20 protein-coding genes and 3 pseudogenes are annotated in these 13786 nt (G+C 55.9%); 14 read left to right on the top strand and 9 right to left on the bottom strand.

Annotation, left to right across the window (positions count from 1 at the left end; genetic code table 11):
* Positions 1–9: 9 nt before the first annotated feature.
* Together PFU01S_RS22820 and PFU01S_RS20645 are read right to left on the bottom strand one after the other, a co-directional pair.
* Positions 10–324: pseudogene (locus tag PFU01S_RS22820) on the bottom strand (site-specific integrase).
* Positions 325–367: 43 nt separating this feature from the next.
* Positions 368–720, bottom strand: a pseudogene (locus PFU01S_RS20645) (SAM-dependent methyltransferase); the annotation flags it as partial.
* Positions 721–993: 273 nt separating this feature from the next.
* Between PFU01S_RS20645 and PFU01S_RS20640 the strand changes: the two are divergent.
* Complete coding sequence (locus tag PFU01S_RS20640) at positions 994–1464, top strand: lysozyme inhibitor LprI family protein (RefSeq protein WP_028687862.1); 471 nt, start codon at positions 994–996, stop codon at positions 1462–1464.
* A gap of 378 nt (positions 1465–1842) precedes the next feature.
* On the opposite strand, the gene PFU01S_RS22765 is transcribed toward PFU01S_RS20640, so the two are convergent.
* The 3 genes from PFU01S_RS22765 to PFU01S_RS22225 form a co-directional block, all read right to left on the bottom strand.
* Positions 1843–2136 carry a hypothetical protein gene (locus tag PFU01S_RS22765; RefSeq protein WP_028687863.1) on the bottom strand — a complete coding sequence of 98 codons (294 nt, stop codon included), beginning with the start codon at positions 2134–2136 and terminating at the stop codon, positions 1843–1845.
* Positions 2137–2967: 831 nt separating this feature from the next.
* The gene (locus tag PFU01S_RS20630; RefSeq protein ID WP_033737114.1) at positions 2968–3240 is read right to left on the bottom strand and encodes a hypothetical protein; all 273 of its coding nucleotides are present in this window, start codon (positions 3238–3240) and stop codon (positions 2968–2970) included.
* Between the two features lie 18 nt (positions 3241–3258).
* Complete coding sequence (locus PFU01S_RS22225; RefSeq protein WP_154665211.1) at positions 3259–3396, bottom strand: hypothetical protein; 138 nt, start codon at positions 3394–3396, stop codon at positions 3259–3261.
* A gap of 483 nt (positions 3397–3879) precedes the next feature.
* Here PFU01S_RS22225 and PFU01S_RS22220 point away from each other — a divergent pair, with 483 nt between their 5' ends.
* The 6 genes from PFU01S_RS22220 to PFU01S_RS22425 all read left to right on the top strand — a co-directional run bounded on the left by PFU01S_RS22220 (position 3880) and on the right by PFU01S_RS22425 (position 6695).
* Positions 3880–4047, top strand: a complete 168-nt coding sequence (locus tag PFU01S_RS22220) for a hypothetical protein (protein WP_154665212.1) — start codon at positions 3880–3882, stop codon at positions 4045–4047.
* 788 nt (positions 4048–4835) lie between these two features.
* The gene (locus tag PFU01S_RS20625; RefSeq protein ID WP_027916394.1) at positions 4836–5141 is read left to right on the top strand and encodes an NIPSNAP family protein; all 306 of its coding nucleotides are present in this window, start codon (positions 4836–4838) and stop codon (positions 5139–5141) included.
* A gap of 166 nt (positions 5142–5307) precedes the next feature.
* A complete protein-coding gene (locus tag PFU01S_RS20620) occupies positions 5308–5598 on the top strand; it encodes a hypothetical protein (RefSeq protein WP_225806690.1) in 291 nt (96 codons plus the stop codon).
* 62 nt (positions 5599–5660) lie between these two features.
* Entirely contained in the window at positions 5661–6017 is a 357-nt protein-coding gene (locus PFU01S_RS21465; RefSeq protein ID WP_027916392.1) for a hypothetical protein, read from the top strand.
* A 201-nt stretch (positions 6018–6218) separates the two neighbouring features.
* Positions 6219–6407 (top strand): hypothetical protein, encoded by a 189-nt coding sequence (locus PFU01S_RS20610; RefSeq protein ID WP_027916391.1) that lies wholly within the window; start codon positions 6219–6221, stop codon positions 6405–6407.
* Between the two features lie 120 nt (positions 6408–6527).
* Positions 6528–6695, top strand: coding sequence for a hypothetical protein (locus tag PFU01S_RS22425; protein WP_165919287.1), 168 nt, complete (start codon positions 6528–6530; stop codon positions 6693–6695).
* 106 nt (positions 6696–6801) lie between these two features.
* On the opposite strand, the gene PFU01S_RS20605 is transcribed toward PFU01S_RS22425, so the two are convergent.
* Entirely contained in the window at positions 6802–7179 is a 378-nt protein-coding gene (locus tag PFU01S_RS20605) for a VOC family protein (protein ID WP_027916390.1), read from the bottom strand.
* A gap of 89 nt (positions 7180–7268) precedes the next feature.
* On the bottom strand, positions 7269–7706 hold the full coding sequence (locus tag PFU01S_RS20600) for an acetyltransferase (RefSeq protein WP_028687864.1): 438 nt from the start codon (positions 7704–7706) through the stop codon (positions 7269–7271).
* Between the two features lie 170 nt (positions 7707–7876).
* Here PFU01S_RS20600 and PFU01S_RS20595 point away from each other — a divergent pair, with 170 nt between their 5' ends.
* From PFU01S_RS20595 to arsH, 6 genes and pseudogenes are all read left to right on the top strand, one after another.
* Complete coding sequence (locus PFU01S_RS20595; protein ID WP_028687865.1) at positions 7877–8293, top strand: hypothetical protein; 417 nt, start codon at positions 7877–7879, stop codon at positions 8291–8293.
* A 496-nt stretch (positions 8294–8789) separates the two neighbouring features.
* A pseudogene (locus tag PFU01S_RS21965) lies at positions 8790–9206 on the top strand (IS66 family transposase); the annotation flags it as partial.
* Positions 9207–9274: 68 nt separating this feature from the next.
* Positions 9275–9625 (top strand): metalloregulator ArsR/SmtB family transcription factor, encoded by a 351-nt coding sequence (locus tag PFU01S_RS20585; RefSeq protein ID WP_028687867.1) that lies wholly within the window; start codon positions 9275–9277, stop codon positions 9623–9625.
* Between the two features lie 19 nt (positions 9626–9644).
* Positions 9645–10934 carry an arsenic transporter gene (locus PFU01S_RS20580; RefSeq protein ID WP_028687868.1) on the top strand — a complete coding sequence of 430 codons (1290 nt, stop codon included), beginning with the start codon at positions 9645–9647 and terminating at the stop codon, positions 10932–10934.
* A gap of 9 nt (positions 10935–10943) precedes the next feature.
* Positions 10944–11414: an arsenate reductase ArsC gene (locus tag PFU01S_RS20575; protein WP_028687869.1), complete on the top strand. Its 471-nt coding sequence runs from the start codon at positions 10944–10946 to the stop codon at positions 11412–11414.
* Positions 11414–12148, top strand: a complete 735-nt coding sequence (arsH, locus tag PFU01S_RS20570; protein ID WP_027916384.1) for an arsenical resistance protein ArsH — start codon at positions 11414–11416, stop codon at positions 12146–12148. Before PFU01S_RS20575 ends, arsH begins: the two co-directional genes overlap by 1 nt.
* Before the next feature lie 730 nt (positions 12149–12878).
* Here the strand turns inward: arsH and PFU01S_RS22760 are convergent.
* Together PFU01S_RS22760 and PFU01S_RS22215 are read right to left on the bottom strand one after the other, a co-directional pair.
* A complete protein-coding gene (locus PFU01S_RS22760; protein WP_255212325.1) occupies positions 12879–13004 on the bottom strand; it encodes a hypothetical protein in 126 nt (41 codons plus the stop codon).
* A complete protein-coding gene (locus PFU01S_RS22215; RefSeq protein ID WP_154665213.1) occupies positions 13001–13177 on the bottom strand; it encodes a hypothetical protein in 177 nt (58 codons plus the stop codon). Before PFU01S_RS22215 ends, PFU01S_RS22760 begins: the two co-directional genes overlap by 4 nt.
* A gap of 196 nt (positions 13178–13373) precedes the next feature.
* On the opposite strand from PFU01S_RS22215, the gene PFU01S_RS22755 reads away from it, so the two are divergent.
* Positions 13374–13673, top strand: a complete 300-nt coding sequence (locus PFU01S_RS22755) for a hypothetical protein (protein ID WP_027916381.1) — start codon at positions 13374–13376, stop codon at positions 13671–13673.
* The last annotated feature ends 113 nt before the right edge of the window (positions 13674–13786 follow it).

Raw genomic sequence — 13786 nt, 5'->3', positions numbered from 1 at the left:
GAGGTGTATTTAGGCCCTCTCGTCAGTTCTGGGCCAATTTTGGGCCATTTCGACTCGGGGCGGCAGCTTCTCCAGCTCCCTCCAGTCCAAGGAGGAGCTGATCCATTTCGCGTAGGTAGAGAGCTACATCTCGACGCTGTAGCCGAGCTGGCTCGCGATGAACGCGGGGTTCATCCCAGACATCAGGCACATGGTTGCGTAGGTGTGGCGGGTGTCGTACTGACGGCGTTCACGGATGTTCAGCGCCTTCAGCGCCGATTTGAAGTGGCGGATTGTAACACTTGGCTCGTTGATCCACAGCCCACCTTTGCTAGGTTGGAACACGAAGGGACTGGTTGGTGCTGACCAGCACTTGGGCTTCGTTTCACTTGAAGATCAGGATTCCCTCAGGTTCCAGTACACGGAAACGCTCGGCAAAGTCTTGGGGGATATCCTCCCGCCATTCACTGGTGAGCACTCTGTACATTGCCCGCATCCAGCGAGCCACGTCGGCCCGGGTCAGATGCGGCGGATCGAACACGACCAAGCGCAAAGCGGCGTCCCCAAGGGCAGACTCCGAAAGTCCATCAGCACATCTGGCTCAACCTTCAGTATCCGGCTGTCGCATCGCTGGTGTTCGTCGTCGCGGATGTCGCCGAACAGGGCGCGCTGGTCTTCCTTGTCGAACCACATCATGCGGCGGGCACTGCATGTGTCGAGCGGTTCAACCGCTGCGCTCATCGCGGCCCCGTGCAAATCAGGTAGGCCATGTACATCAGGGCTAGGGTCATAGAAGGTGTCCTCCGGCATACCGCAGGGCGTCACGATCTTGTCGAAGCTAATCGCGCGCTTTGATCAGGCCTTGATTGCGGTTGAAATGTTGCGGTGCTCCAACTCGAGGGTAATGGCAACGCATATAATGCGTCAGGATCACCTCGCCCGGCTTCTGGCCGAGCCAAACCCGCCTGGAACGGCATCACGCCGGCCGGGCTATGACTCAGGGAAATGAGACCAATGAAGACCGTTATCAAGGCCGGTATCGCTGGCGCGGTGCTGGCAGTAGTGGGCGCAGCCCACGCCGAGCTGCACGGGGAAGAAGCAGAGATTGCAGCACGGGATGCAGCGGTGCGTCAGTACGCGGCGAAGCTTGAGGCCGATTGGCAGCAGTGCTTGAGAAAGCCGGAGACCAAAACCACCCAGGATTCAGCTCATTGCGCATATGAAATGCGGGAGGCGGCCAAGGACGCGGTGGAAGAGAAGTACCAGAAGGCCCTGGCCACCGCAAAGGGGTATGTCGATGAAGGCTCGCTCCCGAAAAATGTACCGGCCATGATGCCCCAGGCGCAGGCAGCGTGGGAGAAGTTCGTAGAGGCAGATTGCGACGTGGTAGGTGCTCTCGTCACTGGGACCGCGAGTTCTACCTATCAGATAGTGTGCGAGTACAAGCACCAGATACAACGTCTCCACGACTTGGACGAATGGTGATTTTGATGGTGTTTGATAGGCGCAGGTCGTCGTAGTCGGGGCAGTCGCTCGATTTCGAAGCTCCGATGATTTCTCCCAAGGATCTCATGGCTTGACTCCAGCGGCCAGGGCCTCAGCCTCCAGTGAGGCGTACGCCACGCCATCCAACGCGCTGCCTCGTGGTATTTGGCGGGGTTCTGCCACTGGCCCACGTCCTTGACGATCTGCCTCAGCAGCCAACCTTCTGCTTCGATCCGGTCGGTCATGTCTAGCCCCAGTAGCCAAGGTCTTCGTCAATAGCATCATGCGGATGCCAGGCGCCGAACGTCTTATGCAGAGAGTCGGCCATCTTCCAACTAGCCCACCCTATGACAGCCTTCAAGAAATCTCGAATTTTCCTCACAACTCATACCTCTCATCAATCCAGCGCCCAGGCGCCAGAGCAGGTGGAGGTTCGGGTTGGGTTTCGTGCTGGGAGAGCTGGCGCTGATTGCTGGCCTGCGGCTGGCTGTCGGAAATGCAGCTGATGCCGCCGAAGTGTCCGCCGTAGAATACGTAGTAGGTAACGCCGCGCTCCTCGTCGTGCACACAATTGCCGCCCCTGTCGATGTTCCCGAATGCCTCGACATGAAAGGTTTGCCCGGCGCTTGCGCCTGTGGCCAACAGCAGGAGGCAGGAGGCGAGGCGGGTCATTCGCTCACCTCATCAACGGGCACCACCGTGCCGCCGTTTGTGCGCTGGGCCTACGGATTTCTTGGCCGCCATATCTCGGCACTGATGCGTAAATACACCATTAAAAATGCGTCAGGCATATATACTAGCCGGACAAGTAATTAAGATAATTCAAATTTCAAGAGAGATAGCCACGTGCGCAAAACACACCTAAGCCTGATCGTAGGCGTTGCTGCCACACTTCTGATTCACGGCGCCCTGAAGAGAAAAGAGGAAAATTACGGGGGATCTTGCGATTCAATTGATGATGGAAGGTACGTGCCTGAGGTAACTGGCAAGGCAGCGGCATCATTGTTTGAGGTTAGGCGACGCCTATACGCAGCTGCAATCGCGGTGTTTATTTCATTCGCTTGGAGTATCGCGTGGTGGTTTGAGGGAGACGCTGCGCAATTTTCACGGTCGGGATCTGTTATAACTGTATTTGCCCTTCTTGGCGAATCGCTTTTGGGCGAGGGTGTGAGCAGACTCAACAGGCAGATGCGAAGATCGCATGGCAGTTACTACACATTGTGGCGCGCTGTTTGCGCCATCGCGGCAGTCTTGGGAACGCTGGTCTGGGGTTACGGTGATCTGTTACATGCCAACCTGATGCCGGAGCCTGTGCCTCAGCCTCAAATTTGCATGCAAACCAATTGAAGCAGAGGCTTCTCTAAGCTGGCTGTTCGCTGGGCACGAGGGGGAACCGAGCCGCTAGTATGGTTTTATGTGGGGCGGGTCAGGCTTTATCGACATAGCGCAGCAGTGAATAGAGAGAAAGGGGGTATAGCGGAGCGTAGTACATTTGTACTCCTATTAGGCTTTCAGCGTATTACCTGCCTTCGCCAGCTCGGCTGTTACACGCTGACGCCAATCCGCGCCGTGCCTAAGGGAGTGCCCGAGAGGCCAGTGAATCACGACGGCCTGCTTGACTTCGGCATTGGGTGCGATCGTGAGCCCCATGATACGTTGAGCCTTGGCGATGTGGTGGCAAGTAAGGTTCGGGCGTCCGAGGATTTCGCGAAGGTCGCTGCTGAGCGCTGGAATGATTGTGGTGTTCCAGTCAGCTAGCTTGGTGTGCAGTTCCAAATTCTCGGCCCGAATACATCAACCCTGGATGTCAGCGTCATCGTGGATCGTCAATGCCAGCTGCAGCTCTGCGATTTCCAGCAGCTGATTGATGTCGGCGCTATCGACATAGGTCCAGCCCAACAATCGGCAGCCCAGCCTGCCTAACTCGCTCAAGGTTATCTATACCTCAAGGTATGGTGTTTCCTAGCATGACTAGATCACAAAGTGTTGCGTACTTGGCTGAGCTGAAAAGACCACCATTGGAGTCGATGAACTTTAGTGATGGTGAGGTCTATCGGTGATCTGCCTGGAAAAATGATACTGATAGTTTCCCCAGTTGCGTTTATATTTACGGTGTTGCAATTAGGTCAGATATCTTGGGTCGAATTTGGTCGAAGACTTCGATCGGTGAAGCACTTTTGAGTACGCAGAAGCTTACGTAAAAGGAATGTGCCTGCAGCGAAGTAAAGAGGATATGGAGGCTAGTTATAATTAAACCCACATGGAGGCGTTTTCACCTCCTTCAAAGAATTCGGTTGGACATGGAAGCGTTCATGTTTTGAGTACGGCAGGTGGTGGCTACTGGCTCAGCGCCATGCTTTGCGGCGATTGGCGATTTTTGATGTAATGCCCGACCATCTCACAGGAAGGAACCTTATGAAGCACACCATGATTGGCGCAATTCTCGTCGCCGTTACTGCGCTGTTGCTGAGCGGCTGCTTTGGCTCAACAGAAGAGCAAAAAGCAAAGGCGCAGCAGGAATCCAGCGACAGGCTATGGGACATCCCACCTCCGAAGACACCAGATAAGGGTTTCAAGCCCTGATGGGGAATTTCTAACGCCGCCTATCCCTAGGCGGCGTTTTTCGTTTGGGTGCTGGCGGGCAGCGCCGCAGGGTTAGGCGGCAGCGCGAACTACGAAGCTCAGGATGGCAGTGGCGTCGTCGTTGAAACACTCGGCCAGGTTTTGATACGTCCGATCCTTCGAGTTTTTCCAGCTTGCTCCAGTCGGAGCTTGGGTTGAGCCAACGGCATAGGTCGATATCAGCATGTAAACGCTGTGACCCAGCTGTTGGGCTATGAATGCGGGACTTAGAACAGAGGCAGTCGGCGTATGGCCTGGCGAACTGGATAGCACGTAAAGCCTGGTCGTTCAGCAGCACACAAGTCCCTTTCTGTCTTCGTTCCTTCCTCTATCTTGCTTAGGGCGACTCTCCTTATGACTTGCTGCATCCTCTTCTGCAGATTGATCACATCCCATCGGCTGGCATGACGTCTATCGGTACATTAGCTACGTCTTTAATCTTACTGCGCTGCGAGAGGGCGAGAGTCGCAAAGAATGCGCCATCTGACTGAAGTGCAGCGCACACGCCGACCTCGTGGGAAGTCATTGCGCGTTGCTCGCTCAAGTTGATCCTCCTTGAGCATCCAAGCCCAAGTCCATGGGCTTTCCAGCAACGGACCGGGGCGGGTCGTTGGGAGACAACGCTACGACGGCATGAGGCCGTACGGTTACGGGTGATGCGTCCAGGGGGATAGGTGGTCATCCTTGGAAGTCTGTGCAGGATTGCCTTAGAGTTTGCGCTTTACTCAAGCCTTCAAAGGAATGACTCCATGGTCACCTGCCATGTTCGTTATGTGATTGATCCCTACCAGCTTCCCGCTTTTGAGGCGTATTCCCGTCACTGGATCGCTCTGGTCGAGCGCATGGGAGGCCAGCACCATGGCTATTTCCTGCCTTCTGAGGGGGCGAGCAATGTCGCCTATTGCCTGTTCAGCTTCGAGAGCCTTGCTGCCTATGAGCAGTATCGACAGCAGGCGGCAGGCGATTCGGCATGTATGGAATTGGTCAAGGAGGCCAGCGACAGGAAATTCATTCTGAGTTACGAGCGAAGCTTCTTGCGCCCAGTGTTCGAGTAGTAAGCAGATTTCCTTGTATCAGCCCAGCTCTGTTCTGGGCTTTTCGCATCTGGGCTGGGCCACGCCGCCTTGTGGTAGATTCCCGGCATCATCAAGGAGGGATCAAATTCGAATCTTGATCGGGGCAATGGGTTTGGCTTTGCTAGCGGGATGCATGGCTCCAACCATGAATGAAGCTCGTCAGGCTGGTCCCTATAAAGTTCTGAGATCGACCAAAACTGACGCCGCGCTGGCGAAGTGTGTCCAGTACGAATGGCAAAATCAGCCGATTTTTGGTGGAACACCTGGCGCCACTCTTCAAGCAGGCCGCGATGTCGGCTATACCGTCTTCACGCAAGTATCAGAGTATTTCGTAGACATCCAGCCAGCACCGAGTGGGTCTGAAGCAAAGTACTACGTGGTGCTGGGGAACTGGATCGCAAAAAAGCGCCTGTCAGCATTGCAAGGCTGTCTGTAGCGGTTCCGTCGAGCGCGCAGATGCCGGGCTGATACGGTCTCGACTTTCAGGAGATAGAAAATATGCGAAACATCATAGTCGGGTCGGGCTTGGCATTGCTGGCGGGGTGTGCGAGCGTTGGCGACACCCGAAGCAATCCGCCACTGCTGGACTTGAAGTCGTCAAGGCCACCCCAGCAGGTTGCCGAGTGCATCCGAGATGCCTGGCAGAACACCACGGTGCTGGGGGTAAGTGTCGGCGGTATCTTGCAGACATCTGGCGACCGCTACGCTGTCTTGGCGCCTGACGCGCAGACGCCTATCCATTTGGTCGATGTGGCATCAGCACCAAGTGGTTCGACTGTCCGTTATCACTTCTATCGCACCTGGCAGTCACCGCTGGAGCGCGTGACAGATGCGGTCAGGTCATGCGCCGGTTGACCTATCCGGGGTGGATAGCTTTTCAATGGTCGCTGACTGCTACCGAGCGCGTGGTGGCCACGCTCAAGGCCACGGTGCCCGCCACTGAGGAGTACAGCATCAATGAATGCTGTGGCGTGCTGCATTCCTTAACCTGAGAACACATAATGCAGCACAGAGGACGCACGACAGGGTGCGGCTCAAGGCACGAAAGGACGGCCAATGACCGAGAAGGAGGAGCTGGAGCTTGAGAAGCTCCAAGCTGAAATTCACAAGCTCACCGCCGAGGCGCGAAAATTGATCGCCGAGGCCAACAAAATGAAGCGCGAGACGCTGTTTTACCCCTTTGTCGCGGTGGGAGGGCTAGTCACCGTCATCGTTACCGCTGCGGCCTTCATTCAAAAGCTCTAGCCTGCCGTCCTGAGAAACAGGCTTGCGCCGAGTGGTCTTGAGCTTTACGCCAATTCGGCCGACACTATCGCCATAGGGTCTAGCAACAGGCGTGACCTGGCATCACAAGCGAGGACGACCATGAGCCATGATCAAGTTATCAAGCAGATGAAAGAGAACCTGGCACAGCTGGGCAGTGAGGTCCGCGAGGGCACGCAGCACCAAGCGCGCAGCATCTTTCTGTCGGCTGCTGCGGGCGCAGTCTTTGCTTTGGCGACGAGCTGGGTAGCGTTCAAGCTCTTTTCCTGATCGGTCGGGGCCGTTACCGGCAAGCCCCACCCGATAGCCTGCTTGGTTTTCTCGAGAGCACCCAGGCCTGTCTGGATCGCGCTTCATTCTGCTCCTGTAAACTCTGCTAGAGTCGCTCCGATATCTCTATCAAGTTGAGATCCGGGTCGCGCACATAAACGGATCGGATAGGTCCCGTGGCGCCGGTGCGTTGAACGGGGCCCTCGATAATTGGCCACTGCTGTGCTTCTAGATGGGCCACGACTTTCTCAAGGCTGATCGAGGCGATGAAGCAGAGGTCCAACGCGCCTGAGACTGGCAAGTGAGCCTTGGGTTCGAATTCGTGGCCACGCACGTGTACGTTGATCTTTTGCTCACCGAAGCGCAAAGCCAAGCGCCCGGCACCGAAAATTTCCAGGTTCATGCCCATGACGCGGGTATAGAAATCCTTGCATGCCTCGACATCGATGGTTGTCAAAACGAGGTGATCCAGATGGTTGATCATTTCACTGCCTCCCTGGGTGAGCAGTTGGTTTTCGATGAAGGTTTCGTAATGGTCAATGAGCGGACCAGTAGCACCCCACGGCTGCAGTGCTAGCCGGGCAAGCTCAGGTGCAGCAAGGGGAACGGGCGGCCCTCACCATCGAGAGGGGAGCGGCCTGTTTGGATAAAACCATAATGCAGATAGAACCCGACCGCTTTCGGATTCTGCTCATTCACATCAACGCTAATTTGGCCGCGTGAACTCCGGGCGTGATCCAGTAGCGCGCGGCCGATGCCTTCACCTCGCCGACTGGGTTCGATAAACAGCATTTCTACGTGGCTTACGTTAAGCCCGATGAACCCAAGCGGGCCGTTTACGGCATCCTCTGCCATCCATAATTCGACAGCCGGCAGGTAGCTATCGCGCAGTTGAGCAAACAACGCCTCGATATCGGCTTCCTGTAGGAAATGGTGAGTGGCACGAACGGCGCGCAGCCAAAGGTCGAGCAACTGCGGATGGTCGGTATTAGTAGCCTGGCGAATGATCATGGCATCATCCTTAACGGGTGATAGCGGAAAAAGAGGGGTGGCAGGGAAGATAGCGAGTCTAAGCGTGGCACATCGGTAGGGTGGCCGAACGAGCAGCGCCTGGAGCGTGGTTTTGACGAGGCCAATTGTAACGTATGGCTCATCCACTGTATTTGACTTGACGTGACCTGATGAAAAATTATCGATATCTGCTCATGGCCACTGTCGTGCTTTCGAGCTGCACTGCGCAACCTGTACGGCCGGTTATGGGTGAGGCTCAGTACAAGGGTTTTGCGCTGTCATCCATTACAGGTGAGCAGTGCGCGCTCACTGGGATGCTGGATGTCGACCTGGCCGCCGCCAATAGTGTGATGCTCGAGGCGCGAGCTGCGGCGTTCGAGTATGACCCAGCAAGGATGGAAATTGAGCGTCGGCAAGCCGCTATCGACCTGCAGCGTGGGCATGGCGTGACTGAGCCTGTCTGTCATGCGCTTGCTTATGAGGTATTGAGAGCGCTGGCGGTGCGCAGGATCGAAGATCAGTCAGCGCTGCAGCACAAGCGCATGACCTTGCAGGCAATGAAGCAGGCGCGCGGTGTTCTTCCCTGACCTACTGATAACCGGGACATAGTAGCTGATGGCCGCAATTTTCCGGCACACGTCAATTCATGCGGATACAAGGCGCGGTGAATCAGAACGACGACAGAGACTGCGATCGTTTGAGTGCAGCACAGGTGGTGATAAACGTGCAGGCCATGCTTAGGCGGTTTCAGAGATGGTTTACACCAGCGCGCAAACGATGGGCGGGGGGGGCATTGATCGTTATCGCGTTGGTGGGTATGGCAATGAATCCCGCGAGCAGGTGGCCTTGGGTGTTGGCGACAGGCGTGATATGGCTGCTCGCGGCCTGGTTACCCAGAAGATGACAGATCGTTAGTCGCAACTGCTGGTGCTTGATCCGCTGTCGCTAGCGTGGCTGTCCCCGATAGGGCGCTATTGCTGACGTGATGGCAGTCGTAGTGTAACCGTCCGGCAACCACATCTTCCCCACACGACTGCTGAAGGCCATGGAGCCCCCTAAGTTTGAGTGGACACCATTTCTGGTCCATCAAGCGGATTTCCTATGCAGCCTCGTTTTCTGGGCTCGTGGAATGGCTAGTTGGTCTGCGATGACTTTGCAGGTTACAACGCCAGCTTCGTACAGGGCTTGTTCGACATTGGCTGTATGGCCCATGTCCGTCGCAAATTCTTTGACCTGTTCGCTTCGAATGTGCCCATCCATAACAATCAGGGGGGAAATCAGATTCGCCCATGGGCCCTCGGTCATTCGAACTGGCTCCTTGCCAGGTCGTTACGCAGCGGTAAACGGGCAGCGGCGATCATGAGCCTGATCCAGTCAGCACGGCTGAATGGACATGATCCATACGCCTACCTGAAAGACGTCCCTAGTCGTCTGCCAACCCAAAGGGTAAGCGAGTTTCCTGATCTGCTTGCGCATACGTGGGCGCCTGAAGCGAGATGAGCCGCTTCCAATTGCGGCTACATATCTGTAAATTCGCATATGCGTAGAATCGAATATAAAGGTTGGTCATGCCCATTCAGCCGCCTATTTTCTTTAAATGCCTTGGTGACGAAACCCGCGCCCGGATCATGCTCATGCTCGCAGCTGAGGGTGAGCTGTGCGTCTGTGAACTGATTTGGGCACTCGACGACAGCCAGCCGAAGATCTCACGCCACCTGGCTCAGCTTCGTACCTGCGGGCTGCTGGAGGACCGTCGGCAGGGCCAATGGGTTTACTACCGTCTTCATCCGGAACTGCCTCTATGGGCACTGGATGTACTTCAGGCGACGCTCGAGGCTAACCGCACTTGGCTCGGTGATGACCAAGGTCGCCTTGCTTCCATGGAAGGTCGCCCGGTACGCCAGGTTTCCTGTTGCTAAGTGTTATTGGAGACCCGAGATGTTGCTGGCAGTGTCTATTTTTCTGGTAACGCTGGTACTGGTGATCTGGCAACCCCGAGGGCTTGGCGTGGGTTGGAGTGCGTCTGCCGGAGCGGTGGTCGCGTTGCTAACTGGCGTTGTTGCGCTCAGTGATATCCCGGTGGTCTGGCACATTGTGTGGAACGCGACGGCGACGTTCATTGCGGTGATCATCATCAGCCTCCTGCTGGATGAGGCAGGCTTTTTCGAGTGGGTAGCGCTTCATGTGGCTCGTTGGGGGAGAGGCAGCGGGGCACGCCTGTTTGCACTAATGGTACTCTTGGGTGCAGCTGTCTCGGCCCTGTTTGCTAATGATGGCGCAGCATTGATTCTGACCCCCATTGTCATCGCAATGCTTACGGCGCTGCGCTTTAGCCCGGCAGCAACCTTGGCTTTCGTGATGGCTGCCGGCTTCATTGCCGACACTGCCAGCTTGCCGCTGGTTGTCTCGAACCTTGTGAACATCGTCTCTGCCGATTTTTTCGACATCGGATTTGGTCAGTACGCCTCGATTATGTGGCCGGTGAATCTGGCCAGTGTCGGGGCGACGCTAGGCATGCTTTGGTTGTTTTATCGAAAAGAGGTACCGCTGGCGTACTCACCCGAAGAACTACCGCGACCAGAAGAGGCCATCAAGGATCGCCATACGTTCATTGCTGGCTGGTGGGTGTTGCTGCATCTGCTAGTCGGTTTGTTCGCCCTTGAGCCCCTAGGCATACCGATCAGTGCTGTCGCCGCTGTATGCGCACTGGTGTTGCTGATAATTGCCGCGAAAGGGCATGTGATCTCGACCCGCAAAGTCATGCTCAACGCACCCTGGCAGGTCGTATTGTTTTCACTTGGCATGTATCTGGTGATCTACGGCCTGAAGAATGCAGGGCTGACAGAAGGACTCGGCTCATTGTTCGGCACCTTCGCCGATCATGGTCTGTGGGTTGCGACACTCGGCACCGGTTTCACGGCTGCGCTGCTGTCATCTGTCATGAACAACATGCCCAGCGTGCTGATTGGTGCCTTGTCGATTCAGGACAGTGGCGCGACGGGGCTCGCCCACGAAGCCATGGTGTACGCCAACATCATCGGCTGCGACCTTGGCCCCAAGATAACCCCCATCGGTAGTCTGGCGACGCTGCTGTGGCTGCATGTCCTGGCTCAGAAAAACATCCGCATCACGTGGGGTTACTACTTCAAGGTTGGCTGCGTAATCACTTTCCCCATTCTGCTGCTGACACTGGCAGCGCTTGCCGTGCGCTTGAGCATCAGCACGTAGGAGTAACTTATGAAGATGCTGTTCATGTGTACGGCCAATAGCTGTCGCAGCGTCCTGTCCGAAGGACTGTTCAACCATGTTGCGCCGGACGGCTTCACGGCCATCAGTTCGGGCAGCCTCCCCAGCGGCAAACTCAATCCCCGTGCGGTGAGCACGCTGCAAGGACTGGGTGTCGACACGTCCGCCCTTTATAGCAAGGGATCAGAAGCGTTCGAGGACTCGCCACCCGATATCGTGATCACTGTGTGCGACAAGGCAAGTAGCGAAGCCTGTCCGGTGTATTTTGGCCCGGCCATCAAGAGCCACTGGGGGCTGCCTGACCCATCGGAAGTGGATGGCAGCGACGAGGCTATTCAGGTCGCATTCGACGCAACGGTTGAACACATCAAAAGGCGGTTCGCAGCGTTATTCGCGTTGGATCTGAAGACACTTCAAGGCGACGACCTGAAGCAGGCTTTGGATCGGATTGGAGCATTGTGATGAACGAGTTCGATATCGACTCTGCCGAGGCCTTTCCTGCCCTCGATCTGTTGCTGATGGATCTGCCCACTGCCGATAAGCTTAACCTGGCTGATGCGTCGAACGTCAAACCACGCATCCTTCTGCTCTATGGATCGACCAGAGAGCGTTCGTTCAGTCGTCTCTTGACGCAAGAGGCCGCTAGACTGCTCCAGTACATGGGCGCCGAGACGGTGATTTTCGATCCGTCAGGTTTGCCCTTGCCGGATGACGCGCCAGTCGAACACCCGAAGGTACAAGAGCTGCGTAATCTGGTGCTGTGGTCAGACGGACAGGTATGGTGTTCCCCCGAGCGTCATGGCGCTATGTCCGGGGTATTCAAAGCGCAGATCGATTGGATTCCTTTGACCCTGGGTGCCGTGCGGCCCACCCAAGGCAAAACACTCGCGGTGATGCAGGTGTGCGGCGGGTCTCAGTCATTCAACGCTGTGAACCAGATGCGTGTGTTAGGTCGATGGATGCGCATGCTGACCATCCCGAATCAGTCGTCCGTGCCGAAGGCGTATCTGGAGTTCGACGATGCTGGCCGAATGAAACCTTCGCCGTATTATGACCGCGTGGTCGATGTGATGGAGGAACTGGTGAAGTTCACGCTGCTGGTTCGTGGCCGTGAGGGCTATTTGGTAGATCGATATTCGGAGCGAAAAGAAAGCGCTGAAGCTCTATCGGCCAGGATAAATCAACGCTCCATCTAGGAATCGCTTGGATGGGATGTCAGCCATTACGCAACTTCAATTGCAACGTGTAATGGCTGGTGCGCTTACGTCGTAGCTTCGTATCGAGCAGGTTGTGGCCAGGCGCGTGGTCTCGTCGTTGTCCATGAAGGGCACGGAGGAGGGAGGGCTGATCTGGCTGGAGTCGGTTGAACGGTTGAGTTCAGCGTGCCCTGGCTTATCTGTGCGCTTGAACAAGCGGGTCAAGAAAGCAGGCATGACTAGTCCTTTCTTAAAAGCCTGTTGAGCAGCCCCTCTTGGTGCACATTGTCGTAGCACCCAGGTTGATTAGGTGGCGTGGCGTCACAGGGGATATTTCGTTGATCCCAGCGACTTCCATAGGGGCTGTTGAAATAATGATTGCACCCCGTAAGCAGGGTCACCACCAGCCCGATCAGTAGACCTTTATTCATTGCACATTCAGCCCTCAAATGTCCCACGTAGTACGGTACTGGCAACTGGCAGGGCAGATTAAAGTCGAATCGGATAGGTCCGTTGACTCAGCGGTAAGTTTCGCCCCTTTACGCAGCCAGCGCGCGTCATCTCCCAACGTTCAACGTTCAACGTTCAACGTTAATAATGCCGCTGATAAACACGCTTTCTACAAGAAGCCGACCAAGCGCATGCTCTCGAATTCTGACACCTAGTGAGATGCCTGATCGGCCACCGCCAAAGCATATTAGCCATTGACCCGCACCGCCAGCAAAGCCCGTTACTTGCGCAACGGCTTGAGCAGGCCTGGCTGCTCTCCGATGTTCATGAACAGATAGTAGTCTCCGCGCTCGCCAAGGAGAATGCGATAGACCTGGGCAGTTCTGTCGGTGCTGGGCGAAGTCAATTTGTCCACGAGCAGTGTGTAAGTAGTGACACCAAGGTGCTCAAGGCCTGTGCAACTTCGGTATGGATTTTCGCTCGCCATTTCTGCATGACGTGCCGGTGCGCCATGACCGTCAGGGCGATCGCCAACAGTGGCAACACCGCAGCTGCGAAGAAGGTCAGTAACGAATTCATGATTGATGCTCGCGGTAGATGTGCAGTGCGTCCAGGCATCGCTAATGGCGCTCTATCGCGACAGCCCAGCATTATGGCACCGACGTTCCCGCTCGTCTGATCGATGAGGTTCGATGCCATATTTCGCTAGTAGCCCAAGCGGCAGGCGGCTAATGTCCCTCTTAGCGGCTATTAGACTAAAGTATTAGGAGGCGCGATGCGGATACGCGGCAGTGTGTTCTGGTCCTGGGCTGACCCTACGTTGCACCATCGCGCGCACGAAGAGACATTAAGCGACAAGACGTCGATTAATGTACAGGTTCGTCTGTCCCGAAAAGGCCTCGTTCAGCTGTTCATAGGTGTCTATGCTCCTGGCGGCGTGCCTGTCTATGAGGAGGCGTTCGACGACCGCCCAAAGGAGTCCATGTCCCGGGCATTGGCCTGGGGCGTCATGAGGGCCCGCGAAGTGGCTTCTTTCAATTCCCAGAGCATCCCCAAGAGCGGTCATGGAACATGATGGCTGCCGATACGTCTGAACTGCTGAGCGCAACAAATGCCCAACGTTTCACACGTTGAGGAGTTTGAACATGACTGAACAGCAACCTGAACCCAAAAAAGATCAGGTACCGG

The organism is Pseudomonas fulva NBRC 16637 = DSM 17717, assembly GCF_000730565.1.
In the GTDB taxonomy this organism is placed as follows: Bacteria; Pseudomonadota; Gammaproteobacteria; order Pseudomonadales; family Pseudomonadaceae; genus Aquipseudomonas; species Aquipseudomonas fulva.
The sequence above is the reverse complement of the archived record's forward strand: the minus strand, read 5'-3'. Positions and strand labels throughout refer to the sequence as shown.

Coding starts and splice junctions, on each gene's coding strand:
- arsH (WP_027916384.1), top strand. CDS start 11,414: ATGAACGAGTTCGATATCGACTCTGCCGAGGCCTTTCCTGCCCTCGAT.
- PFU01S_RS20575 (WP_028687869.1), top strand. CDS start 10,944: ATGAAGATGCTGTTCATGTGTACGGCCAATAGCTGTCGCAGCGTCCTG.
- PFU01S_RS22765 (WP_028687863.1), bottom strand. CDS start 2,136: ATGACCCGCCTCGCCTCCTGCCTCCTGCTGTTGGCCACAGGCGCAAGC.
- PFU01S_RS20585 (WP_028687867.1), top strand. CDS start 9,275: ATGCCCATTCAGCCGCCTATTTTCTTTAAATGCCTTGGTGACGAAACC.
- PFU01S_RS20625 (WP_027916394.1), top strand. CDS start 4,836: ATGGTCACCTGCCATGTTCGTTATGTGATTGATCCCTACCAGCTTCCC.
- PFU01S_RS20620 (WP_225806690.1), top strand. CDS start 5,308: ATGAATGAAGCTCGTCAGGCTGGTCCCTATAAAGTTCTGAGATCGACC.
- PFU01S_RS21465 (WP_027916392.1), top strand. CDS start 5,661: ATGCGAAACATCATAGTCGGGTCGGGCTTGGCATTGCTGGCGGGGTGT.
- PFU01S_RS20605 (WP_027916390.1), bottom strand. CDS start 7,179: ATGATCAACCATCTGGATCACCTCGTTTTGACAACCATCGATGTCGAG.
- PFU01S_RS20640 (WP_028687862.1), top strand. CDS start 994: ATGAAGACCGTTATCAAGGCCGGTATCGCTGGCGCGGTGCTGGCAGTA.
- PFU01S_RS20580 (WP_028687868.1), top strand. CDS start 9,645: ATGTTGCTGGCAGTGTCTATTTTTCTGGTAACGCTGGTACTGGTGATC.
- PFU01S_RS22215 (WP_154665213.1), bottom strand. CDS start 13,177: ATGAATTCGTTACTGACCTTCTTCGCAGCTGCGGTGTTGCCACTGTTG.
- PFU01S_RS20610 (WP_027916391.1), top strand. CDS start 6,219: ATGACCGAGAAGGAGGAGCTGGAGCTTGAGAAGCTCCAAGCTGAAATT.
- PFU01S_RS22220 (WP_154665212.1), top strand. CDS start 3,880: ATGAAGCACACCATGATTGGCGCAATTCTCGTCGCCGTTACTGCGCTG.
- PFU01S_RS20600 (WP_028687864.1), bottom strand. CDS start 7,706: ATGATCATTCGCCAGGCTACTAATACCGACCATCCGCAGTTGCTCGAC.
- PFU01S_RS20595 (WP_028687865.1), top strand. CDS start 7,877: ATGAAAAATTATCGATATCTGCTCATGGCCACTGTCGTGCTTTCGAGC.
- PFU01S_RS22755 (WP_027916381.1), top strand. CDS start 13,374: ATGCGGATACGCGGCAGTGTGTTCTGGTCCTGGGCTGACCCTACGTTG.
- PFU01S_RS22425 (WP_165919287.1), top strand. CDS start 6,528: ATGAGCCATGATCAAGTTATCAAGCAGATGAAAGAGAACCTGGCACAG.